Annotated in this window: 20 protein-coding genes; 8 read left to right on the top strand and 12 right to left on the bottom strand. The window is 62.3% G+C overall.

The genetic code is table 11. The annotated features are described in order from the left end of the window. Positions 1-2: 2 nt before the first annotated feature. Genes BLP99_RS07305 through BLP99_RS07290 form a run of 4 tightly spaced genes read right to left on the bottom strand, consistent with a single transcriptional unit; the run spans position 3 to position 3798 of the window. Positions 3-647, bottom strand: coding sequence for a CpsD/CapB family tyrosine-protein kinase (locus tag BLP99_RS07305; RefSeq protein ID WP_072392395.1), 645 nt, complete (start codon positions 645-647; stop codon positions 3-5). Next, positions 648-1391 carry a sugar transferase gene (locus BLP99_RS07300; protein ID WP_072430671.1) on the bottom strand — a complete coding sequence of 248 codons (744 nt, stop codon included), beginning with the start codon at positions 1389-1391 and terminating at the stop codon, positions 648-650. Then, complete coding sequence (locus BLP99_RS07295) at positions 1388-2446, bottom strand: NAD-dependent epimerase (RefSeq protein WP_072392401.1); 1059 nt, start codon at positions 2444-2446, stop codon at positions 1388-1390. Before BLP99_RS07295 ends, BLP99_RS07300 begins: the two co-directional genes overlap by 4 nt. Further along, entirely contained in the window at positions 2443-3798 is a 1356-nt protein-coding gene (locus BLP99_RS07290; RefSeq protein WP_072392405.1) for a UDP-glucose dehydrogenase family protein, read from the bottom strand. Before BLP99_RS07290 ends, BLP99_RS07295 begins: the two co-directional genes overlap by 4 nt. 378 nt (positions 3799-4176) lie before the next feature. Between BLP99_RS07290 and BLP99_RS07285 the strand changes: the two genes are divergently transcribed. The 6 genes from BLP99_RS07285 (at position 4177) to BLP99_RS07260 (ending at position 10717) form a co-directional block, all read left to right on the top strand. Then, positions 4177-5874: a sulfatase-like hydrolase/transferase gene (locus BLP99_RS07285; protein ID WP_076406602.1), complete on the top strand. Its 1698-nt coding sequence runs from the start codon at positions 4177-4179 to the stop codon at positions 5872-5874. Between the two features lie 127 nt (positions 5875-6001). Then, positions 6002-6670 (top strand): ABC transporter ATP-binding protein, encoded by a 669-nt coding sequence (locus BLP99_RS07280; RefSeq protein WP_092180046.1) that lies wholly within the window; start codon positions 6002-6004, stop codon positions 6668-6670. Further along, positions 6670-9144 (top strand): ABC transporter permease, encoded by a 2475-nt coding sequence (locus BLP99_RS07275; RefSeq protein WP_371128585.1) that lies wholly within the window; start codon positions 6670-6672, stop codon positions 9142-9144. Before BLP99_RS07280 ends, BLP99_RS07275 begins: the two co-directional genes overlap by 1 nt. Further along, on the top strand, positions 9141-10211 hold the full coding sequence (locus tag BLP99_RS07270) for a lipocalin-like domain-containing protein (RefSeq protein WP_092180042.1): 1071 nt from the start codon (positions 9141-9143) through the stop codon (positions 10209-10211). The genes BLP99_RS07275 and BLP99_RS07270 overlap by 4 nt, the downstream gene beginning before the upstream one ends. Positions 10212-10277: 66 nt before the next feature. Continuing rightward, on the top strand, positions 10278-10520 hold the full coding sequence (locus tag BLP99_RS07265) for a hypothetical protein (protein WP_072392423.1): 243 nt from the start codon (positions 10278-10280) through the stop codon (positions 10518-10520). Between the two features lie 17 nt (positions 10521-10537). Continuing rightward, positions 10538-10717, top strand: a complete 180-nt coding sequence (locus tag BLP99_RS07260) for a hypothetical protein (RefSeq protein WP_072392426.1) — start codon at positions 10538-10540, stop codon at positions 10715-10717. A gap of 310 nt (positions 10718-11027) precedes the next feature. Here BLP99_RS07260 and hglS read toward each other — a convergent pair whose 3' ends face one another. The 6 genes from hglS to BLP99_RS07230 all read right to left on the bottom strand — a co-directional run bounded on the left by hglS (position 11028) and on the right by BLP99_RS07230 (position 18542). After that, the gene (gene hglS, locus BLP99_RS07255) at positions 11028-12410 is read right to left on the bottom strand and encodes a 2-oxoadipate dioxygenase/decarboxylase HglS (RefSeq protein ID WP_092180040.1); all 1383 of its coding nucleotides are present in this window, start codon (positions 12408-12410) and stop codon (positions 11028-11030) included. 97 nt (positions 12411-12507) lie between these two features. Then, positions 12508-13728 (bottom strand): glycolate oxidase subunit GlcF, encoded by a 1221-nt coding sequence (gene glcF / locus BLP99_RS07250; protein WP_092180038.1) that lies wholly within the window; start codon positions 13726-13728, stop codon positions 12508-12510. 171 nt (positions 13729-13899) lie between these two features. Next, positions 13900-14958: a glycolate oxidase subunit GlcE gene (gene glcE, locus BLP99_RS07245; RefSeq protein ID WP_072430664.1), complete on the bottom strand. Its 1059-nt coding sequence runs from the start codon at positions 14956-14958 to the stop codon at positions 13900-13902. After that, positions 14958-16457, bottom strand: a complete 1500-nt coding sequence (glcD, locus tag BLP99_RS07240; protein WP_092180036.1) for a glycolate oxidase subunit GlcD — start codon at positions 16455-16457, stop codon at positions 14958-14960. The genes glcE and glcD overlap by 1 nt, the downstream gene beginning before the upstream one ends. A 118-nt stretch (positions 16458-16575) precedes the next feature. Next, positions 16576-17505 carry an alpha/beta fold hydrolase gene (locus tag BLP99_RS07235; protein ID WP_092180034.1) on the bottom strand — a complete coding sequence of 310 codons (930 nt, stop codon included), beginning with the start codon at positions 17503-17505 and terminating at the stop codon, positions 16576-16578. A 713-nt stretch (positions 17506-18218) separates the two neighbouring features. Then, complete coding sequence (locus tag BLP99_RS07230; RefSeq protein ID WP_072392444.1) at positions 18219-18542, bottom strand: polymorphic toxin type 44 domain-containing protein; 324 nt, start codon at positions 18540-18542, stop codon at positions 18219-18221. A 935-nt stretch (positions 18543-19477) separates the two neighbouring features. Between BLP99_RS07230 and BLP99_RS07225 the strand changes: the two genes are divergently transcribed. Beyond that, entirely contained in the window at positions 19478-20716 is a 1239-nt protein-coding gene (locus BLP99_RS07225; protein ID WP_072392447.1) for a M20/M25/M40 family metallo-hydrolase, read from the top strand. 225 nt (positions 20717-20941) lie between these two features. Here BLP99_RS07225 and BLP99_RS07220 read toward each other — a convergent pair whose 3' ends face one another. Both BLP99_RS07220 and xthA read right to left on the bottom strand, forming a co-directional pair. After that, positions 20942-22276: a substrate-binding domain-containing protein gene (locus BLP99_RS07220; RefSeq protein ID WP_092180032.1), complete on the bottom strand. Its 1335-nt coding sequence runs from the start codon at positions 22274-22276 to the stop codon at positions 20942-20944. A gap of 148 nt (positions 22277-22424) precedes the next feature. Next, positions 22425-23237: an exodeoxyribonuclease III gene (xthA, locus tag BLP99_RS07215; RefSeq protein WP_072392470.1), complete on the bottom strand. Its 813-nt coding sequence runs from the start codon at positions 23235-23237 to the stop codon at positions 22425-22427. A 198-nt stretch (positions 23238-23435) separates the two neighbouring features. On the opposite strand from xthA, the gene BLP99_RS07210 reads away from it, so the two are divergent. Continuing rightward, the gene (locus BLP99_RS07210) at positions 23436-24080 is read left to right on the top strand and encodes a GNAT family N-acetyltransferase (protein ID WP_072392473.1); all 645 of its coding nucleotides are present in this window, start codon (positions 23436-23438) and stop codon (positions 24078-24080) included. Positions 24081-24121 lie beyond the last annotated feature (41 nt).

Here is a 24121-nt window from a genome sequence, read left to right as displayed (position 1 = left end):
GCTTACAGGTTGTTGTAGAGCCACTTGGGCATGTAGTACTTGCGGCGGTTGAACACGCTGCCCACCACCTTCGCGCCGGCCTGGGCCAGGCGTTGGCGCGCGGCCTGGGCCACTTCCCAGCGGGTGTCTTCACCGCGTACCACCAGCACCACGCCGTCTGCCTGGGTGCTCATGACCAGGGTGTCGGAGGCCGAGTACACCGCGTCGGCGTCCACCACCACAAAGCGGTATTGCGCCGCCAGCTGCCTGAACAATGGACGCAGTCGCTCGGGGCTCAGGCGTTCGGCGTTGTGCCCCAGGCGGCCGTTGGGCAGCACGTCGAAAGGCATGCCGGAGGCCTGCACCACGCAATCCTGCAGCAGGGGCGGGGCGAGGCTGTTGAACAGCATGTCGCTGAAGCCACGCTCCTTGTGCAGCAACAGTTGCTGGCTGAGGCTGTGCGGCGACTGGCTGGCATCCACCAGCAATACGCGGCCGCTGCTCATCTGCGCCAGTTGGGCGGCCAGTGCCATGGCACTGGTGGTGGTTCCGGTGCCGGTGTTGGCGGCTGTCAGAAGCAGAATCCGCAAGGAAGGGTCGAGCACGGTCGAGGTCAGGTTGGTCTCGCTCGGGCTTGCGATGGTCAGGATATTCGTTGAACCGTCCATTTAACTCGCTCCGTGGCCGCTGAACACTTTGAAAGGGGTAATCATCAGGATCTTCAAATCCAGCAACAGGCTCTGTTCGGCGATGTAGCTGAGGTCCAGTTCCACACGCTGGTCGAAGTCGATATCGCTGCGCCCGGAGATCTGCCAGAGGCCGGTGAGGCCGGGGTAGATGCTCAGGCGCGCGAGGTGGTTGTCCTTGTAGCGATAGGCGTTGAACGAGGTCGGTCGTGGACCTACCAGGCGCATGTCGCCGGTCACTACATTGATCAGGTTCGGCAGTTCATCGAGGCTGCTGCGGCGCAGGAACCGGCCGATGGGCGTGATGCGCGGGTCGTTGTCGATCTTGAAGTCGATGGCATCGGCGCCGTGTTTGTTGAGGTGGCGCAGCGACTCCTTTAGCGCTTCGGCATTGGCGATCATGGTGCGGAACTTGTACATGCCGAAGACGCGGCCTCGGTAGCCGGTGCGTTTCTGCACGAACAGCACCGGACCGGGGCTGGAGACCTTGACCAGCACCGCCAGGCCCAGCAGCAACGGGCTGAGCAGCACCAGCAGCACCAGCGCGCCGAGGCAGGCCACCACACGATTGGTCCGCGAAACGGTCCAGGGTCGCCCGCCATGGCGCCCGGTCAGCCAGCCACGGCCCTGCCGGTGGATGGCGGCATCCAGGCGCCGGCGATGTTCGGGGTCGACACGCTTGTCGCCGGGGACATTGATGGGAATGTGCTGTTCATGTCGGGTCATAGACTCCTCCGTTGAAGTTCGGCCGCAACGGGCAGGTGGGCAACAGGCAGCGCGTAGTAATCGAGGAACCACCGGGTGAAGCGACCCAGGCCCTCGTCCAGCCCGATGGCGGGCTGGAAACCGGTGGCGCGTGCCAGGTCGCTGGCATCGGCACAGGTGTTGAGCACGTCCCCCGCTTGCAGGGGCAGCAGTTCGATGCGAGCGGTCCGGCCCAGGTGTTTTTCCAGCAGCGCGACATAGGTGCGCAGGGTTATCGGGTGCTGGCCGCCGATGTTGTAGATCCGCCACGGGGCCCGGCTGGTGGCCGGGTCCGGTTGTTCGTGATCCCACAGGGGCGTGACCCGGGGCGCTTGGTCGATCAGCCGGGCGATGCTCTCGATGATGTCGTCGATGTAGGTGAAGTCGCGCTGGTGCTCGCCATGGTTGAACAGCTGCAGCACTCGGTCTTCGGTGATCGCCCGGGCGAACTGGATCGGCGACATGTCCGGCCGGCCCCAGGGACCGTACACGGTGAAGAAGCGCAGGCCCGTGCAAGGAATGCCGAACAGATGGCTGTAGCTGTGGGCCATCAGTTCGTTGGCTTTCTTGCTCGCCGCGTACAGCGACAGTGGGTGGTCGACGCCATCCTGCACGGAGTAGGGCGTGCGCTGGTTGGCGCCGTATACCGAGCTGGAGGAGGCGTAGACCAGGTGCCTGACCGGATAGCGCCGGCAGTTTTCCAGGATGTTGAGAAAGCCCGTGACATTGCTGTCGATGTAGGCTTGGGGGTGCTCCAGGGAATAGCGCACCCCGGCCTGGGCAGCCAGGTGGATCACCACGTCCGGGCGGCGCGACTGGAACAGCGCGTCGATGGCCGTCGCGTCGGTCAGGTCCGCCCGCACCAGGGGAAACTCGCCGGCCTGGTCCTGCACCCAGGCCACGCGGTCATGCTTGAGCTGGGGATCGTAGTAGTCGTTGAAATTGTCCAGCCCGCAGACCCGGTGGCCGTCGCGCAGCAGCCGCAGCACACAGTGGGCACCGATGAAGCCGGCCGCGCCGGTCACCAGGATGTTCATGCTTGCGGCCCTTGGACCGGTACCGTGTGCCGCAGTCCGATCCCGCGGTACAGCAGCCCGGCGGCCGCCAAGTGCTCGGGGTTGTACAGGTTGCGTCCGTCGATGACGAGGCGGGCCCGCAGTTTGCTGGCCAGCAGGTCGAAATCCACCACGCGGAAGTTCTTCCATTCGGTGCAGATCACCAGGGCGTCGGCATCCTCCAGGGTGTCGTCACGGGTGGCGCACAGGTTCAGGTCCTTGCGGTAGCCGTAAATACGCCGGCATTCGGACATGGCCTCGGGGTCGTAGGCCTGGACCCGGGCACCTTCGCGCCACAGTGCCTCCATCAGGTAACGGCTGGGGGCTTCGCGCATGTCGTCGGTGTTGGGCTTGAAGGCCAGGCCCCAGATGGCGATCGATTTGCCCGCCAGGCCGTCGGGGAATTGCCCGGCGAGCTTCTCGAACAGGATATGCCGCTGGCTGTCATTGACATCGGTGACGCTGCGCAACAGGCGCAGCGGCATGCCGCTCTGTTCGGCCGTGTGCAGCAGGGCGCGCAGGTCCTTGGGAAAGCACGAGCCACCGAAACCACAGCCGGGGTAGATGAAGTGATAACCGATGCGCGGGTCCGAACCGATGCCCTTGCGCACGGCCTCGATGTCGGCACCCAGGCGCTCGGTGAGGTTGGCCAGTTCGTTCATGAAACTGATGCGAGTGGCGAGCATGGCGTTGGCGGCGTACTTGGTCAGTTCCGCGCTGCGGTTGTCCATGAACATCAGCTTTTCGTGGTTGCGACAGAAGGGCGCATAGAGTTCGCTCATCTGGTCGCGGGCCAGCGGGTCGGCCGTGCCGATGATGATCCGGTCCGGCCGCATGCAATCGGCCAGGGCGCTGCCTTCCTTGAGAAATTCAGGGTTGGACACCACGCGCACGTTCAAGCGTTTCAGGCCGCGCCGGGCCAGTGCCTGGCGGGCGCATTCGGCGACTTTGTCGGCCGTGCCCACCGGCACCGTGGACTTGATGATCAGGGTGCGGTCGCTGTCCATGAAATCGGCGATCTGCCGGGTGACCGCCAGCACATGGCTCAGGTCCGCCGAGCCGTCTTCATCGGCAGGGGTGCCCACGGCGATGAAGATCAGCTCGCCATGGTTGACCGCGTCGCTGGCCTGGGAGCTGAACGACAGGCGCCCTGTCTTGATGTTGTCTTCAAGCAGACCGGACAGCCCCGGCTCGCTGATTGGCGGTACCGCTTGCTGCAGTTGCCGGATCTTGTTCGGGTCGATATCGATGCACAGGACGCGGTGGCCTACATCGGCCAGCGCTGCTGCCTGGATCAACCCAACATACCCCGTCCCAAATACGCTCACGTCCATTTTGGCGCGCCTCGTAAATCGGTTGATGTAACTCGGATGAAACTGTTAGAGGGGGTATAGCGCAGCTTCAGAAAAGCGTGTCAGCAAAATGACAGTTGTCAGTGTTGGCAAAACTAGAAAGGTTCGGGCCTTTTGATATCAAGTTATTGACTGCCTTGAGAAAGTCCCGGTTTTAAAGGGTGAAAATGGATTTTAAGAAAGCGATGAACGGTATTTATCCATAGGTTTTGACGATTTGTGTCTCAAAAGTGTGTCATTTTTGGGCTAACTTTTTTTTGACGCTTGCGCCGTTCGTCTCTTTTCTTGCGCATTAGAAAGTCGCTGCTACTGTGCAGAAACGAACCGTTTCTCAACGTCGCGATTTCTGCCGAGACAGACATGGGCCGATACATCAAGGAACTGCTGCTGGCGCTGTATCTGATTCGGGGGTACGACTATTACGTCGACCGCCTGGCGACGTTGGGCCTGGGTTTGGCGACGATCCTCTTCGGTGCGATGTTCGTGGCGCTGGTGGTCGCGCTGTGGATGACCGCCCACATTCGCCATGCCTTCATCCGGCATCTGTTTGCGCTGGCGATGTTTGCCTCGGCGGTATTCTTCGAGGTCTACACCCGGGTCACCGATAGCTACCTCACCTACGCACAGTTCGTGTCGCTGGTGTATTCCGGTGGCTTTATCCAGGAGGCCGCCTGGCAGTATCGAGAAGTGATCGTCAGGGCGATGGCGGCCGGTTTGTTGCTGTTGTTGGGAATCGGGCTCAAGCCGCGTCGCCGGGTGCCGTTGCCGGGTTATCTGCCCATCGCCGCGCCCATGCTCGGGGTGCTGTTGCTCAGTGCCGTGCTGTTCCTGCGGGCCGGTGAGGGCGCGCGCGGTTTGCCGGTGATGTACACCCCGCTGGCGTACCTGAACCTGTTTGCCTATGAGAGCCTGCACAACACCGTTGGCCCCCGGGAGCCGATCCGCCTGGCGCGGCGAACGTCAGCGATCGGGCATGACCTCGTGCTGATCATCGACGAAAGCATCGCCGGCAACTACCTCGATATCAACACGCCGTACGGGGTGCACAGCGGGCTCAAGGCGCCGGTGCCGGGCGTGGACATATTCAATTATGGTTTCGCCGCCTCTATCGCCAACTGCAGCGCCGATACCAATGTCACGCTGCGCTATGGCGGCACCCGGGCCGATTACATGCGCATCAACAGCACCCAGCCGTCGATCTGGCAGTACGCCAGGGCCGCCGGGTTGCGCACCGTCTACATCGACGCCCAGCGCACCGGAGGCAATCTGCAGAACCTGATGACCGAGCTGGAAAAACAGGACATCGACGAGTTCGTCCAATTCGACCAGACCCGCGTGCGCGACCGGGACATGGCGGTGGCGGACAGGCTCATCGCATTGCTGGGCAACGACCGCGCCGAACTGGTGGTGGTCAACAAGATGGGCGCGCATTTTCCGGTCCATGACAAATACCCCGACGACTTCATGAGCTACCGTCCGGCCCTGCCGCGAGGGCACTTCCAGGAGGTCGCCGATACCGGAAGCCGCGATGGTTTCAACGGCCGACAGGAGGACTGGGTGTTGTACCGCAATGCATACCAGAACACCGTGCTGTGGAACGTCGGCGAATTCTTCCAGCGCCTGTTCCGCCAGGGCGACCTGAGCAACGCTGTGCTGATCTACACCTCCGATCACGGCCAGGACTTGCACGAGCGCGGCAACCCGGGACTCAACACGCATTGTGGTGGCGACCCGGTGGAGGAGGAAGGCCTGGTGCCGCTGGTGCTGATCCAGGGCAGCCAGTTGCAGACCCTCGATTGGCACGGAGCCCTGGCGCAGAACAAGGACCGCTCCAGCCACTACAACATCTTCCCGACGCTGTTGCAGTTGATGGGCTACGATCCGGCCGGTGTCGAGTCGGCTTATGGAAAATCCCTGAACCAACCGACCGAGGACGCGTTCACCTTCAACTATCGCTTCAACGCCCGCCTCGGCGCAAAACCGGCCTGGAAGCACATTGACCTGGACAGCATCGTGACACCTCCACCGGCACAGACTGAAATGGCGGCGGGGCATTGACGGCGACCGCGTCGGGCATCAACCTCGCATGGGGGTGGTCGCGGTATAGGGCGGTTCGTGGGTGCGATGGTCCACCTTGCGCTCAGTCCGCTATCCTGACGCTCACGATTATCCAGTGAGCCTCTTCATGCTTGAAGTCCGCGATGTCTTCAAAAGCTACGCCACGCCCCAGGGCCCCTTGCCGGTGCTGCAGGGTGTCGACCTGACGCTGCCTCCTGGCAGCAGCATGGCGTTGATGGGGGAGTCCGGAAGTGGCAAAAGTACCTTGCTGCACCTGGTCGCCGGGTTGGACAAGGTCGATCGCGGGAGCATTCGCAGCGGCGAATACCGGCTCGATGGCATGAGCGAAAGCCAGCTCGCCCATTGGCGACGCACGGAGATCGGCCTGGTGTTCCAGCAGTTCAACCTCATCAGCAGCTTGTCGGTGGAAGACAACCTGGCGTTCCAGGCGCGCCTGTGCGGTCGCCATGACCCGCGCTGGCACGCGCACCTGGTGCGGCGACTGGGGCTGGGGGAATTGTTGCAGCGCTATCCCGAACAGCTTTCCGGCGGGCAGCAGCAGCGGGTGGCGTTGGGGCGGGCGCTGGCTTCTCGGCCCCCCCTGTTGCTGGCCGACGAACCCACCGGCAGCCTCGACGAGGCGACCAGCGACGAGGTGTTGCGACTGTTGCTGGAACTGCTCGATGACAGTCCCACCAGCCTGCTGATGGTGACCCACAGTCCGCGGGTGGCGGCTCGTCTGGCCCACCGTGTGGTGCTGCAACGCGGGCGGCTGGCGCCGATGCGAGCGCAGTGATGATTTTGCGCCAGACCCTCAAGGCCTTGCTCAGCCACTGGCGCCAGCATCCGGTGCAGTTCTTCAGCGTGCTCACCGGCCTGTGGCTTGCCACCAGCCTGCTCACCGGTGTCCAGGCACTGAACAGCCAGGCTCGGGACAGCTACGCACGTGCCAGCCAGCTCATCGGCGGCGAACCCCAGGCCAGCCTTGATGCGCCCGGCGGTGGCACCTTTGCCCAACAATGGTTCATCGACCTGCGCCGCCAGGGGTGGCCGGTTTCGCCGGTGCTGCAGGCCAGGGTGACCCTGGAAGGGCACGAGGACCAACGCCTGCAATTGATGGGCATCGACCCGGTGTCGCTTCCGCCCGGTGGCGCATTGGCAGGGCAGGCGCGGGAGATGAGCGAGGTGGTGGCGTTCTTCACCGAGCCCGGTCGTACCTGGATTGCCCCGCCAACCCTGCAGGCCCTCGGGCTGCGAGAGGGCGACCGGCCCCGGACTGTCGAGGGGCAGACGCTGCCCCCCCTGCATACCCAGCCGGACATGGCGCCGGGCATCCTGCTGATGGACATCGGGTTCGCCCAACAGGTGTTGCGGTTGCCGGACCAGTTGTCGCGGCTGTCGCTGCCCGCCAGTTTCTCCGCCGCGCTACCGGAGGCCTTCAACGGTCGGCTGCAATTGAAGCACGCCAATGAAGAAAACAACCTGTCGCGCCTGACCGAAAGTTTTCATCTGAACCTGGATGCTCTCGGGTTCCTGTCCTTCGTGGTGGGGCTGTTTATCGTCCACGCGGCCATCGGCCTGGCCCTGGAACAACGTCGTGGTCTGCTGCGAACCCTGCGTGCCTGCGGCGTCAGTGCCCGCTTGCTGATCGGCAGCCTGGCCCTGGAACTGGGGGCGCTGGCCCTGCTCGGCGGAGTCGCCGGGGTGCTCAGCGGCTATTGGCTGGCCAGTTTGCTGTTGCCCGATGTCGCGGCCAGTCTGCGAGGACTCTACGGCGCCGAGGTGGCCGGGCACCTGAGCCTCAGCCCGTGGTGGTGGCTCAGTGGTGTGGGCCTGAGCCTGCTCGGGGCAGTGCTGGCCGGGGCTGACAGCCTGTTGCGCGCCGCGCGCCTGCCCTTGCTGGCCCTGGCCAATCCTCAGGCATGGCATCAGGCCCACGCACGTTGGTTGAAACGCCAGGGATGGATCGCGGCCCTGGCGGCGCTGGTCGCGGTTTCAGCGCTGATGTGGGGCGATAGCCTGGCCAGCGGGTTTGTCCTGATGGCGACGTTGCTGCTGGGGGCGGCCCTGGCCTTGCCGGTGTTGCTCAATAGCGCCTTGAACCTGCTGCGTCACCGCACCCACGCCGTGCTCGGCCAGTGGTTTCTCGCCGATTGCCGGCAGCAGTTGCCGACATTGAGCCTGGCGCTGATGGCCCTGCTGCTGGCGCTGGCGGCGAATATCGGGGCCGGCAGCATGACCTCCGGCTTCCGCCAGACGTTCAATGACTGGCTCGAACAACGGCTCTCCGCTGAGTTGTACGTCAGCCCGCAGAGCCCGGCCCAGGCCGGCGAGCTGCAGGCCTGGCTGAAGCAGCAACCGGCGGTCACCGCCATCTTGCCCAACTGGCAGGTGTCGATTCCGTTGCAGGGATGGCCGACGGATATCTTCGGCATCGTCGACCATCCCGGCTATCGCCAGCACTGGCCGTTGCTGGAAGCCGCCGGCGATAACCCGTGGGAGCAACTGGCTGGCGCCGACACGCTGATGCTCAGCGAGCAACTGGCCCGGCGCCTCAGGCTCGGCATCGGCGACCGGCTGAGCGTGCCGACGCCGCAGGGGCCGTGGGTTGCGCGCATCGTTGGCATCTATGCCGACTACGGCAACCCCAAGGGGCATGTACTGGTCAATGCCGAGCATTTGCTCAGGCATTGGCCAACGTTGACGCCGTATCGCTTCAACCTGCACATCGAAGCGTCGGCGATTGCCGCATTGGTGACGGACCTGCAAGCGCGATTTGCCCTGGATGACAGTCGTATCGTCGATCAGGCCCGGCTCAAGGGGTGGTCGACCCAGATCTTCGAGCGCACCTTCGCCGCCACCGCTGCGCTCAACGGCCTGACCCTGGCCGTGGCCGGGGTGGCGCTGTTCATCAGCCTGCTGACCCAGAGCCAGAGTCGTCTCGGCCAGTTGGCGCCGCTGTGGGCATTGGGGGTGACGCGCCGGCAGCTAATGTTGCTCAACCTGGGGCAGACCTGGCTGTTGGCGCTGTTGACGTTGGTGCTGGCCTTGCCGCTGGGGATCGCCCTGGCCTGGTGCCTGGATGCGGTGATCAACGTGCAGGCCTTTGGCTGGCGGCTGCCGCTACGGGTATTTCCACTGCAACTGGCGCAACTGCTGGCCCTGGCGATGTTCGCCACGCTATTGGCGTCGGCCTGGCCGCTGTACGCGTTGTATCGCACGCAGCCGGCCGATCTGCTGAGGCGCTTTTCCCAGGAAGACAGCCCATGAAATTTCGAATTGGCTTGATGTTGCTGGCGCTGTGGCTGGGCGGCTGTGATGACGCCTCGTCACCCAAGGGCTTTGCCGGTCTTGGTGGCGAGGCCGTTGCGTTCACGCCGGTGGTGCCGGGGCGGGTGTTCGGTTTTCCCCGGGATCACGGAGCCCATGAGGGGTTTCGCATCGAATGGTGGTACGTCACCGCCAATCTCAAGGATGCCCAGGGCCGCGATTTCGGCGTGCAATGGACGCTGTTCCGCAGCGCCCTGAGCGCCGCCCCACAGGCCGAGGGCTGGCGCAACCAGACAATCTGGCTCGGCCACGCCGCCGTCACGTCCGCCACCGTCCACCACGCCGCCGAACGCTACGCCCGGGGCGGGATAGGGCAGGCCGGGGTCCAGGCGAGCCCTTTCGATGCCTGGATCGATGACTGGCGGTTCGCTACCCAGGCCTCGGGAAACGATCCCTTGGCAGACATGCAGTTGAAGGCTCGCGACCCGCGTTTCAGCTATGAGCTGCGGCTCGTTTCAAGCCGGCCGCTGGTGTTGCAGGGAGAAGCCGGTTTCAGCCAGAAATCCGAACAGGGCCAGGCGTCGTATTACTACAGCCAGCCTTTTTTCCAGGCCAGCGGTCACCTCGATATCGACGGCCAGCGCTATCAGGTCAGTGGTCCGGCCTGGCTCGATCGCGAATGGAGCAGCCAGCCGCTGACCGCCAACCAGACCGGATGGGACTGGTTTTCCCTGCACCTGGACAGCGGTGAGCACGTGATGCTCTATCGCATGCGACACAGCAATGGCGAGCCCTACCTCACGGGCACCTGGATCGATGCCCGGGGCCAGGCGCAGACCCTGCATGCCGGGGAAATCAGCCTGGAGCCACTGGACAGGGCCAAGGTCGCCGGGCGAGCGATGCCGGTGCGCTGGTCCATCAAGATTCCCGGCAAGCAGCTGGACATCACCACCGTCGCCCTGAATCCCGACGCCTGGATGGACCTGCGCATTCCTTATTGGGAAGGGCCGGTGAAAATGAGTGGCAGCCATGGCGGCACCGGTTACCTGGAAATGACCGGCTATTGAGAATCCCGGAACTCCCCGCCGACGCCAGCCCTCATAGCTTATGAAGCACCTCATCAGGAGCCCGTCATGAGCGATGACCTCAAACCTCCGTCAGTGGCCGATTGGCAGCGGCTGTTCGACGACAAGGCCTACTGGCAGCAATCGCCCGATGCGCATTTCGCCGAATTGATGCGGGTGGCCAATGATCTGTTCGGCCAGGGGGCCGTCGATCTGGCGCAATGGCAGGACCTCAAGACCCGGGCCGAGCAGCTTCACCAGCGCTCGCCGGACGCCAACGTTGCCGAAGAAGTCGCCGACCCCGAAGCCTGAGCATCCCAGGAGATACCATGAAACCTTCCACCCAGAACCCCGATGAGCCGGCGATGCCCGGCGAAGTGGAGCGCGATAACGACGCCCTGCGTCCCAATGATCCGGCCAAGCGCAAACAACAGCAGGGCGAGCCAGGCGCCGAAGACACCGATGCACAGAAAACCGGACGGCACCCTTCAGGTCATCGCCCGGTGTAGATCGGTCCCGGTAGTGACACTTGCAACTTGCCAGCCGGGGAGTGATAAGTTGTATTTGTACTACCCCGGCTTATTTGTATAACTGTTTGTATAACTCACTGGGATATCTGGAGAAATTGGCATCCAGATTAAATAATTATTTAACTGGGCGGCCGGACATCCTCCTGGAGTTGCTCTATTATTGCTTTCGTTCGCCCAGTGTCTGGCTCTTTACCAGTGCATGGAATGCCGAGGCCGTTGCACTGGGCGAACACCGTTCGAACTTCTCGCCCGTTCTTGTCGGGCTCGCCCATCCCGGCGCCGACAAACCCTAAACCTGAATGTTCAATGCCTCCCTGCATTGATCGATGGAGCGCTGTTGCGTCTCGGCATACAACCGCAGTTCATCGATCGTCGCCCGTCCCAGTGCATCTTCGAAGGCCTGGCGGTTGGACTGCCCGGCATAATGGCTCTGGGCGTCGTCGCCGAGGTTCGACTGGAAGATCCCCGCGGCACTGACCGGCAGGAAATCCTCGTACACCAGAGGCTCGGCGCGCAGGTAACCCTGTTCCACCAGACGTTCCAGCTCAGTTGATTGCTCCAGTGTGCCCTTGGCGGCCAGGCCTTTTGGCGTGACGAAATAGCGGAAGTACGCCAGTGCCTGTCGACGCAATTGATCCTGGTCGTCAGGGAACTGCAGGAAGTGCTCGGCCATCAGTGTGTTGTAGCGCTGGGCATTGGCCTCGTTGGGAAATTCCCCGAGGGCGTCCCGGGCTGCGTTCAGCAACTGATCGTAGAGCGCGCGCCCCTTGGGCGTGAGGGCGGCGCCTCGTTGTTCGATTTCACCAAAGCGGGCGCTATGGCTGCCCTGGGTGCCGGCTGGGTCGGTGAACGCGACTGGTTCGTCCAAGGCTTTGAAACTGGTCTGGCGCAACAGGATCGGACACCGGCGGCGAGGTGGGCCTTCGACCACCGCTTTGGGAGTGATGCCGTGGACGGGCATCTGGGCCTGGACGATGTCGATGTCCAGGGTGCGTGGCGTCAGGTGGTTGATGTGCGGGCCCTTGAAGGCCACCACGTCAGCGATCAAGCGATGCTGGGCGCTGAGTTGACGGTACTGCTCGGCCGTGACGGTGGCGTGGCTGTGCCAGCGAAACGTCTCCAGGGCCTGCAGGACGAAGTCTTCGGCTTGTGGTTCGTTCAGGCCACCCTGGCGCTCGGCAAGGTCGATGAGCTGAAGGGCCAGGGGCGTGAAAATCTGTCGTTTATCCAGCACCGATCGGGCAAAGGCCCGAAGCTCGCTGTTCTCGATCAGTTCCAGGCGCAGCAACGAGGTGAATACCCGGAACGGACTGACCTGCAGTGCGCTTTCATGCACGGCGCGAAACGCGGTGGAGTGCACCGGCACCCCGGCCGGCGTCAGGTCGTAGTAACCCACCGGTTGCATGCCCATGACCGCGAACAGCCGGGCCAGGGTGGCCAGTTCCGTCGCGGTGCCGACGCGGATCGCCCCATGGCGCTCCATGTCCAGGCGTTGACGTTCGCCAGTGCTGTCCAGGTGCTCGGCCAACTGTGGATCGTTGAGCAACACCTGGGCATTGGTGTGCTCCACCAGGTTCATCAGTGCGCCGTACAACGGCACCTCGTCACGGTACATCTCGGACATCGCCTTGGAGAAGCGTTGGCGGATCAGGTCGGGACTGACGAAGCTCATGGCGGGATTCCTGGTTCGGGCAATGGAAATCGGGGGGCAAGTGCAACGAAAGATCGCAGCCTTCGTCAGCGGCGACAAACGAAGAATCTTCACGACTTCATTCTGTGAGGGACTGATCCACCAGTTCGATCCAGTGTCGCACGGGGGTACGCCCGGCGCCGTCCAGGTGGTTCTGGCAACCGACGTTGGCGGTGACGATCAGTTCCGGATGGCCGCTTTCCAGGGCATTGAGGCGGTTGTCCCGCAGCTGTCGCGCCAGGGTCGGCTGGGTCAGGGAATAGGTGCCGGCCGAGCCGCAGCACAGATGGCCGTCGGGAACCGGGGTGAGGTTGAAGCCCAGCCGTGCCAGCAAGGCCTCGACGCTGCCGCCGAGTTTCTGTGCGTGCTGCAGGGTGCAAGGGCAGTGGACCGCGATGCGACGGTCTTTCGCTGCGCAGATCTGTTCCAGGGGTTCGCTGCCGAGCACTTGCACCAGGTCCAGGGCGCGCGCGCTCACCTGTTTCGCCTTGGCGGCATAGTCGGGATCGTGCGCCAGCAGATGGCCGTAGTCCTTGATGAAGGCACCACAACCGCTGGCGGTCTGGACGATGGCTTCGGCGCCATTGGCCAGGTGCGGCCACCAGGCATCGATGTTGCGTCGGGCGCGGTCCAGCCCGGTGGCCTGGGCGTCGAGGTGATAGTCCAGCGCACCGCAGCAGCCCGCTTCTTCACAGGCGACGACGCTGATGCCCAGGCGGTCCAGCACGCGTGCAGCCGCCGCATTGGTGTTGGGAGACAGGCCCGGTTGCACGCAACCTTCGAGCATCAGCACGGTGCGCGTATGGCGCGCCACCGGGCGCTCGGAGAGGCGCGCGTGCGTACGGGGCAGCTTGGCGCTCAACGTCGTTGGCAACAGCGGACGGAACACGCTGCCCAAACGCAGCAGGGCCTTGAACCGCTCGGGGCTGGGAGCCAGGCCCCGCAAACCCAGGCGCAGCGCACGTTGGCCGGCGGGGCGCGGTACCGCGGCATCGACCACGGCCCGACCGATGTCCAGCAGGTTGTGGTAATCCACGCCCGACGGGCAGGTCGTCTCGCAGTTGCGACACGACAGGCAGCGGTCCAGATGCAGTTGAGTGCTGGTGGTGGCCGGTTGGCCTTCGAGCACTTGCTTGATCAGGTAGATGCGGCCTCGCGGACCGTCCAGTTCGTCCCCCAGCAATTGATAAGTCGGGCAGGTGGCGTTGCAGAAGCCGCAATGCACGCAGCTACGCAGGATCCGTTCGGCTTCTTCGGCGCGGGGAAGTTGTCGGGCTTCGTCGCTGAAACGGGTTTGCATCGCAAGGGACCTCCAGGCTCTGTCTGAAATATATCCGTACACGGCCATACCGCGTTGAAACCGGCCTCGCGCACACAGTCCGATCAGAATGCCCATGTGCTCCAGTACACTGCGTTTACTCGCCGTTTTTTGCCTTGCCTGACCGTCATCTCAAGGCTTTTCAAACAGAGCCTAGAACTGCGGATACATCCGTCCCGGGTTGAACAAACCCAGGGGATCGAGCTGGGCCTTGAGGCTGCGGTGGTAGCGCAGCAGCGCCGGGGCCAACGGTTGAAACGGCGTGTCGGTGGCGCCATGACTGTAGCAGGTGGCATGGCCGCCCACTTCCCGGGCCAGGGCCTGCACCGTATCGGCGTCGGTTTTCAGCCAGCGTTGCGCGCCGGCCCAATCGAGCAGCTGCGGGCCTGGCAGGTCCAGCGGGCCGACGTGGTTGGGCACTGACAGGCGCCACAGGGGAAGTCCTTCATCGAAGAAAACCAGGCGATGTTCATTCAGGTCCGACCAGTACCGGCTGTCGATCACTTCGCCGCCGAACCGCTGGTGAGCCGCGCTGACCGAGCCTTCGCCACCTTCCAGGCGCAGGTGCAGGCAGTCGCCGTCATGGCTGGCGGCACTGATGGGCAAGGGCTGCCGGCCCCATTCGGCGAGGTTCTCCAGCGCTTCGGCGCTGCCCATTTCCAGGCGGATGCTCAGGCTGTGGCGGGGCTTGGGCAGGACCTTCAAGGACACTTCGATGATCACCCCAAGGCAACCCAGGCTGCCTGCCAGCAGGCGTGACAGGTCATAACCGGCAACGTTCTTCATGACCTCGCCGCCAAAGCGCAGCAACGTGCCGTGGCCGCTGATCAGGCGGGTCCCCAGGACGAAGTCGCGTACCGATCCGGCCCAAGGGCGGCGTGGCCCCGACAGCCCGGTGGCGACCATGCCACCCACGGTGGCGTGCTCGCCGAACGCCGGTGGTTCGCACGGCAATTGCTGGCCGGCGTTGTCCAGGGCCGCGAGCAGTTCGCGCAGCGGGGTGCCGGCGCGGACGGTAACGACCAGCTCGGTGGGGTCGTAGTGGACGATGCCCCGATGGACCCGGGTGTCCAGCACCTCGCCGGCCACCTCCCGTCCCAGGAAGGCCTTGCTGTTCGAACCCTGGATGCGCAACGGCGTCGTGTTGGCCCGGGCACGGTTGACCTGTTCGAGCAACAGGTCGCTGGCGTCGCGGTCGACTTCGCCGCTCATCAGAAACGCTCCAGTTCGGGGAAGGGCAGTTGCCCGCCATGGATATGCATCGCTCCGAATTCGGCGCAGCGGTGCAGGGTAGGGATGTTCTTGCCGGGATTGAGCAGGCCGGTAGGATCGAACGCCGCTTTTACGGCATGGAACAGGTTCAGTTCGTCGCTGTTGAACTGCGTGCACATCTGGTTGATCTTTTCCCGTCCCACGCCATGTTCACCCGTGATGCTGCCGCCCACCTGGACACAGAGCTCGAGGATCTTGCCGCCCAGGGTTTCGGCGCGCTCCAGTTCGCCGGGCTGATTGGCATCGAACAGGATCAGCGGATGCATGTTGCCGTCGCCGGCATGAAACACGTTGGCGACCCGCAGCCCGTGTTCGGCGCCGAGGCTGGCGATGCGCTGCAATACTTCGGGCAGGGCGCGCCGGGGAATGGTGCCGTCCATGCAGTAGTAGTCCGGCGCCAGTCGGCCCACCGCCGGGAAGGCGTTCTTGCGTCCGGCCCAGAACCGCAGGCGCTCAGCCTCGTCCCTGGCCTGGCGCACCTCGGTGGCGCCGGCCTGGTGCAATACCTGGCGGACCCGTTCGCAGTCGTCATGGACATCGGCCTCGACCCCGTCCAGTTCGCACAGCAGGATGGCTTCGGCATCCACCGGATAACCGGCGTGGATGAAATCCTCGGCGGCGCGGATCGCCAGGTTGTCCATCATTTCCAGGCCGCCAGGAATGATGCCGGCGGCGATGATATCGGCCACCGCCCGGCCGGCCTTCTCCACCGAGTCGAAACTGGCCAGCAGCACCCTGGCGACCTGGGGACGTGGCAACAGTTTGACCGTGACTTCGGTGATCACTCCCAGCAAGCCTTCTGAGCCGGTGAACAGTGCCAGCAGGTCCAGGCCGGGGGAGTCCAGGGCCTCGCTGCCCAGGGTCAGGTGTTCGCCTTCGATGGTGAGCATTTCCAGCTTCAACAGGTTGTGCACCGTCAGCCCGTACTTCAGGCAATGCACGCCCCCGGCATTTTCAGCGACGTTGCCGCCGATGGAGCAAGCGATCTGGGAGGAGGGGTCCGGTGCGTAATACAGCCCGAAAGGCGCCGCCGCCTGGGAGATCGCCAGGTTGCGCACGCCGGGTTGCAGGCGTGCGGTGCGAGCGTCGGGGTCGATGTGCAGAATCTGGTTGAAGCGGGCCATGACCAGCAGCACGCCGCTTGCCAGGGGCAGGGCGCCGCCGGACAAGCCGGTCCCCGCGCCCCGGGCTACCACCGGAACGTTGCGCTCATGGCACAACTTGAGTAGCGCCTGGACCTGTTCGACTCGCCGCGGCAACACCACCAGCATGGGGGTAGTGCGATAGGCCGAGAGGCCGTCGCATTCGTAGGGCTTGAGGTCTTCCTGGCGATGCAGGACTTCCAGGTCCGGAACCTGGGTCAGCAAGGCCTGGAGAAGGGCCTGTCTGTCCACCTTTGGCAGAGTGCCGTCGAGGTGTTCGTCATAGAGAATGTTCATCGCGCGTGTTCCCGTTCAGCGACCGGCCCCGGCATTGGATGACTGTCGTGGCGGGCCAGGCAGTCGGGGAGAAATCCTCCTGCCAGAGCAAGTCGCAAGAGCCTTGAACCATCGTAGGTCATTGCCCTAGTCCCTTGAGAAAATCCCGATACAACGCCGCAGTCCTTGCTGGTTTTTCCATGGGCGGCAAGTGGCCGAGGCCGTCCCAGATTTCCACTCGCAAATCCGCGATGCCCTTGCTCCATACAGGGACGCAGCTGACGTCGATCATCCGGTCTTGCCGACCCCAGACAAGCAACGACGGCGCAGGGATATCACCCAGGCGCGGTTCCATCGGCGGGCTGGCGGTAAAGTCCGCGTAGATCTCCGCCAACTCTTCCCGGCGCTGGACATACTGCTCGGCCACCGCCGCCAGTACCACTTTCGGCACCCAGGGCGGCGAGGCCATGGTCAAGGCGTAGAACGGTGGGAAATCATCCCGCGAACCCATGAGGGACGGGTTTCGGCCGGCGGCCACCAGGCGATCCATGTCGCTGGGTTGCGGGGACGTGACGCCGGCTGGATTGAGCAGCGCCAGGGTCAGTACGCGCTCCGGCGAAGTGGCCGCCAGCCATGCGGCGAGATAGCCGCCCATGGAGTTGCCGATCACGTGGACCTTGTCCAGGCCACAAGCGTCGAGCAGTTCGATCACCCGCCTGGCCTGGGTCGGGATGTCGTAGCCACCACCAGCCTTGAAGCCGGTTTCGCCATGGCCGGCCAGGTCGGGAATCACCACCCGGTAGTCATTGACAAAGGACCTGGCCATGCGCAGCCAGAGGTTCTTGTCGGCACTGTAGCCGTGCAGCATCAGTATGCTGGCGGACGCTTCGTAAGGTCCGCCTTGCAGCGTCGATACCGTCATCTCGCTGATCGGCACCGTGATCTTGCGCAACCGGGAGAGGCGCGTTTCCAGTGCCATGCTCAAGTCGAACAGTACCTGGCCAATACCCGGATAGGTCAGCCAGCACCAGGCGACAAACACGGCGAGGAGTACCCACAACACCAGCATGTATGACCTCCATGAGTCACGACAGAATTCGATTGCCCAGCCTTGGGCTACCTGTATAGCAGTAGTAAGTGAAGCTCAAAGGCGGGCACACCGCGACGGCAGGGTTGCTTTTGCTTGGGTGGAAGTTGTGAAAGCCATGGCATTCCTGATGGTGCGTTGCTTCTTGTTGTGAGTCATCTGGAGTGGCGCGGCTTCTGGTAGCTGTCGAGCGGGACGTGAGGAGGCGAGAGCAAGGGATGTCCCCGGCTTGTACCGGGGGTATGTCGCTTCTTTAATTGGAGGAGTGGTCACCAATGACAGTGATGGATCAAGGCATATCTGAGGTCAAATCTAGTTTGATTCCTTTCAATTCTCCGTTTGTTTTGTAATATGCGGTGTTTCTGTATTTGTAGATCGTATCCAGGGTCGTAAGTTTTACTCTTCCTGGCAGAACTGTTCGGACAGCATTGGGGCTTTTGGTTACAAGAAATGGATGGGATGATTTGATTTTATCAAGTGCCTCAACGGGGTCGTTAATTTTTTCCATAAGGAAATATCGATAGATGAAAGGGACGGTCGCTCCGCCTGAATTGTAAAGTACTTCGTAAATAGCGCCTGTTGAGTCAACAGGGGTTACTGAAATTATTTCTGACGGTTCCGGTGTAGCGGGGGACTCCATGTAAATGTATATCGCCTGCATAATGCAGACTGCTGACAGAATCAGGCAGGTTCGTTTAGATGTCCTTGCTTTGAGCATACCTTATCCCTGCTTTTATCCAGATTTGGTCCAATTCGTCATCGCCGTAAGGCGATTCTGCCCACCACTTTCCAAACTCTTCCTCTGACGTCCCTGCTATGGATTGAGCCGCTCCTGCCGCTCTTAGTAGGATCTGTTCTGAAATTCCTGCTACTGTGCCGGTAGCGCCATAATTGAAATTTCCAAATTCCTCATATTCCCTGCCGCGCTGTTCGGCCTGGACTCTTTTCTCCAGGCTGGCCTTGTCCAGTTGATATCGATTGATAATGGCATTTCTTTCCTGGTGTATCGGTTGGTCCAAACGGCTATATGTTGTTTCTCTTAGCTCCTGTGGTTGCGATGGTTGAGGCGAGTTGCTTGGATTTTTCCGTAAGAATTTTTATTTTTGCGGCAAACATCCTGGCCGTGTACGTAGCGGTGATGGAGGTAAGCCATCTGTTGTAGGTTGTTAGTGAAGGCGCTCTGCTTGTGTGAAAAATATTTACAAAGTCAACGGCGTTTTGTTTGAAGTCTTTATCGAAAGGGCTTCTTCCATAAAAAGTCTTCGCTGTCGCAGTGATTTTTTGCAGTTCGCTGTTCTTGATCTTAAGAAGTTCATCGACGATAGATTTTTCATGTTTGTATTGCTTTAGTGCACTTGGTTACCAGGGGCTGGTTTTTTGGCAATTTCCTCGTCAAGCTCGGACCTGAAAAACGGAGCGTGTGAATTATAGGTTTTTCTATTCTGTTTAGTTGAGTGGCAATGGTAGCGAAGATGATTGTCGATTGATCGGGATGCTTGATGTTTTTCTTACTGAAGAGCGTGTTTATTTCAGGTTGTTCAACAACTATTCCGCTCCAAGGGAGCGGTTTGGCGGTGTACCCAGGGGGATTTTCGGCGAACTGAGCAGTGGCGACGGTTGTGGTGGCTCGGGCGTAACAACTATGGGTGGCAGATTTATTGTTTTAGGTCTGTTTGATTTTTCAAAATGCCTCCCTGGCAATGAGTTTGTAGAGCGTTCGCTAATAACTACGCTAAACGTCCGCCTTCCGAGCGGCAACCTGAAAGGTGCGTCGGAAAGTTCTGGGGAGTTTGTCGTATCGCCCTGCATTTCTTTATTTTGCTTCCCTCGTTTCTACGACTGTTGTCGGTAGAGGACTCGTCCGAGAGGGCTTGTTGATTGTATGGCTAGAGCCTTGCGTCATTGTCGGGTAGGGTGCCAAGGCACTCACTCGATACGGAACAAGGATGAAATCATGACGATTACCTCGCTTCGCTCCCGTCTGGCCGTCAGTCTCGGCTTGAGCCTGGCCCTCGGCGCCTTCGCCCCCGTTGCCTTCGCGCAGCCTCATCAACCGGTATTGACTCAAGCTGAACAGTACAAGGGCGAGGCCCTGAAATTGCTCGAACGGTTGGTGAACATCGATTCCGGTTCCGGCTATGTACCGGGGTTGACTCAGGTCGGTGAGATCGCCATCGATGAGCTGAAGAAGCTCGGCTTCAGCTTCGAAAAGGTGCCGAATTCGGATGGCACTCAGCATGTCCTGGCAACCCTCAAGGGCACCGGCAAGGCGAAGATCCTGCTGATGGCTCACATGGACACGGTGTTCAAGGAAGGCTCGGCCGCCGAGCGGCCTTTTCACATCAAGGACGGGCGCGCCTATGGGCCGGGGGTGATGGATGACAAGGGCGGCATCGTCGCCGGGATTTATGCGCTGAAAGTGCTGAAGAATCTCGACTTCAAGAACTACGCGCAGATCACTTTCCTGCTTGATGCCAGCGAAGAGACCGGCTCGGACGCCGCCACCGACCTGATCAAGAAAACCGCCAAGGCCCACGACGTGACGCTGAACCTTGAACCGGGGCGCCCGGCCGATGGCCTGGTGGTATGGCGCAAGGGCAGTGCCACGGCGCTGGTGGAGGTCAAGGGCAAGGCCTCCCATGCCGGTGTCGCGCCGGAACTGGGTCGCAATGCGGCGATGGAAGCGGCACACCAGATCCTGCAACTGGGCAAGCTCGGCGATGCGGAGAAGAAAACCACCATCAACTTCACGGTGCTCAACGCGGGTGACCGGACCAACGTGATTCCCGACCAGGCCAGCGCCAAGGCCGATGTGCGGGCGGCGGTGCCGGAAGAGTTCGACCGCATCGAAAAGGACCTGGCCCGTGTGTCGCAAGACAAGCTGATCCCCGACACCGAGGTTACCACCAGCCTCAAGCGTGGCTTGCCACCCATGCCGCAGACGGCCGAGTCGGATCGCCTGATGGCCATGGCCCAGGGCATCTATGGCGAGCTGGGGCGCAAACTGACCGAAGAAGGCAGCGGCGGGGCGGCGGATGCCAGCCTGTCCGCCGGCGTCGGTACGCCGACACTGGATGGTTTCGGCGTCGTCGGCGGCAACATTCATACGCCGCAAGAGTACGCGGAAGTTGAGAGCGTGGTACCGCGGATTTATCTGTTGTCGCGGATGATCATGGAGTTGGCTGATCGATAGCCGTCAGCCTGCACAACCTGCCTGCGACAACCCCCTGTGGCGAGGGGATTTATCCCCGTTGGGCTGCGCAGCAGCCCCACACCGGACGCCACGGAGAACAGATGAACCGCGTCGGCTGGTTGACGACTGCTGCGCAGCCGAGCGGGGATAAATCCCCTCGCCACAAAGCTGGTTTCCAGCGATGATAAGTCCCTCGCCACAAGAGTGGCGTCTGTCTTGATATCGCTAGTAGACCCAAACCTCCACTCGTCGATTCCTGATCCTTCCTTCATCTTCGTTGTTGGCCGCCACCGGCATCAGCGCGCCGAAGCCGCGGACTTCCCGCAGTGTCACGCCGTACTTGACCAGTTCACGCCGCACCGCCATGGCCCGCAACCTGGACAGCAGGTCTGCCCGCGCCGGGTCGTCCTTGGCGTCGCCGAAACCCACCAGCGTCACTCGGCGCTCGGTCTTGCCGTGCCTCTGGATATAGTCGAGCACCCGGCCCAGGTCCTGATGAGCCTTGCTGTCCAGGCTGGCGCTGCCTTCCTCGAAGCGGAAATTCACGCTCAGGCGCTGGGCGTGGCGGCTCAGGGCCTGGTAGCCCTCGGGCATCAGTGCATTGGGGGTAACGGCCATGGCCTGGACTGTCTGGGCAATGAACCCGTTGGCCGCGACGATGGCCTGGCCCTGGTCGCTCTGGGCGAACTCCACCAGCGCCTCGGCCCAGGGGTTGTTCGGCGATGCAGGCAGATAGAAGAACAGGCGCCGGGACAGAGGATAGTCTTCGGTGGCAATCAGGCTGTTGAGTGGCAGCATGGGCTGGGAGTCGCCATCGACGATCGCCACTGCCTTGGCCTGGCGGACATAGGGCAGGCCGATGAACCCGATTCCTTGCGGATCCTGGCTGACGGCGTCAGAGAGCTGTTCGCTGGATTCGTAACGTCGGGCTGTAGGATCCAGCCGTTTACCTTGCCGGCTCAGGACCAGTTCCTTGAAGGTATCGTAGGTGCCGGACTGTTCGTCCCTGGCATACAGATGTATGGCGCCGCCAACGCCGCCCAAGGCTTTCCAGGTTTTTGCCTCGCCGCTGAATATTCGGGCGAGCTGCAAGGTATCAAGCTGACGCAACGGGTTTTGGGGATGAAGAATGATCGCCAGGCCATCGATGGCGATGACTTGCTCGGCGCCGGGACTTTTCAAGTCGCCGAGGGACTTCAGTTCCTGCAGCTCGCTGTCCTTGATCGGTCGGGAAGAGGCCGCCAGATCGGCGCTGGCCTGCTTCAGGGCGGCGAAGCCGGTGCTGGATCCGTGGGCCGCAATGTCGATTTCCACGCGCCGGCCTGCGGCGGTCTGGCCGACGATTCGTTGTTCGTTGTCACGTCCGGTGATTTCGCTGCTGACTTCGAGCAGTCCGCGCTCGATCATCAGGCCCCTGACCAGGGCCGGCCCCAGCGCCGCGCCAATGGTATTCGAACCCTGGATGCGCAGCGCCGGCCCGTGCTCGGGGATTGGCAATGCGCTGGCGCAGGCCGCAAGGGGCAGCCAGAGGCCCACGAGAAAACCAATCCACAGCCGCATGCCGGTACCTTCGGAACCTGGGAAGTGCTGGAAGATTAAGTCAATCAGGTTGCTGAAATATGACGGGCGTGCGACGCGGCGCGAATGACAGAGGCGATCCAGTGGGAGCGAGCAGGTTCGCTCCCACCCGGACGGGGTGCGGCCGGTGTCAGCTCAATTCCAGCCAGATCGGCGCGTGGTCCGAAGGTTTCTCCATGCCCCGCAGCTCATAATCCACACCGGCATCCTTGACTCGCGGCAACAGGCCGTGGGAGGCGAGGATCAGGTCGATGCGCAGGCCGCGCTTGGGCTCGTCCTCGAAGCCGCGGCTGCGGTAGTCGAACCAGCTGAAGCGGTCGGCGACGTCCGGGTTCAAATGGCGAAAACTGTCCACCAGGCCCCAGTTCTTCAAGCGGGCCATCCATTCGCGTTCTTCCGGCAGGAAGCTGCATTTGCCGGTCTTCAACCAGCGTTTCATGTTGTCCGGGCCGATGCCGATGTCGCAGTCTTCCGGGGAAATGTTCACGTCGCCCATGACCACCAGCGGCTGTTCGTTGCTGAAGCGGCTTTCCAGCAATTGCTGCAGGTCGCTGTAGAAACGCTCCTTGGCCGGGAATTTGGTCGGGTGATCGCGGCTTTCACCTTGTGGGAAGTAACCGTTCATGATGGTCACCGGCACGCCGTTGGCATCGGCGAAGGTGCCCCAGATAAAGCGCCGCTGGGCGTCTTCATCGTCGCCTTCGAAGCCTTTGTACAGGCTCAATGGCGCCTGGCGGGAGAGCAGGGCGACACCGTAGTGGCCTTTTTGCCCGTGATAGTGAACGTGGTAGCCCAGCGCTTGCACTTCGGCCACTGGAAACTGCTCGTCGTGGACCTTGGTTTCCTGCAGGCCGATCACGTCCGGCTGGTGCTTCTCGATCAGCGCCGCCAGCTGATGGGGGCGGGCGCGTAGCCCATTGATGTTGAAGGAGACGATCTTCATGGTCGGCTGTCCTGGCAAAACTGCGATGCTAGCTGACATGTCGGAACGGGGATAGTGGCCTGTGAGGCGAGCCACCGCGTGGCAGTGGGACAAATGCGCTGCTAATGTCCTTGGCGTGTAGGAACGATCGTAACCTTATCGGGTTCGTACTCAATAAGAGCAGGGCCTCACCGAGCCCCGCCCAGGAGATCCAACGCCATGCCTGAGACCGCCACCGCTGATGTCCATATGCTCGACAGCGGCTATTCCCGCGAAGCACGTTCCCTGCTGTACCAGGCCTACCGCCATGAGCCGACCTTCAGCTACCTGTTCGAATCCGAGCGCCCCGGTTATGAGCAGCGGGTACGGGCGACGGTGCGCGAACTGGTCAAGCAGCATTTTCTCCAGGAACTGCCGGCCATCGGCCTGCTGGTCAACGACAGGCTGGTGGGCATTGCCCTGATCGCCCCGCCGCAGCGGCGCCTGGGCATTACCGAAAGCTGGGCCTGGCGCTTGCGCATGGTCCTGAGCACCGGGTTCCGCTGCACCCGGCGCTATCTGGACTACCATGCGGCGGTGCTGGCGTGCCTGCCCTCGGATGCCGTCCATGTACTGCCGTTGCTGGGCGTTCACCCACAGTTCCAGGGCAAGCATCTGGGCGAGCAGTTGCTGGAGGCCGTGCACAATTGGTGCGCGGTGGACCCGAATTCCCAGGGAGTGGTGCTCGATACAGGCAACCCGCGTTACCTGGAATTCTATAAACGTCAGGGCTACGAGGAAATTGGCGAAATTGCTGTAGGACCGATCCGCGAGCATGTGTTTTTCCACGCCAGTCCTCAGGTCGTGCAAAGCGCCACGGGTTGAGTCGGCGAACTTTTGAGACATGTCCGGCTCTATCAGGCTCC

Source organism: Pseudomonas sp. NFACC32-1, from assembly GCF_900101215.1.
GTDB lineage: Bacteria > Pseudomonadota > Gammaproteobacteria > Pseudomonadales > Pseudomonadaceae > Aquipseudomonas.
The sequence above is the reverse complement of the archived record's forward strand: the minus strand, read 5'-3'. Positions and strand labels throughout refer to the sequence as shown.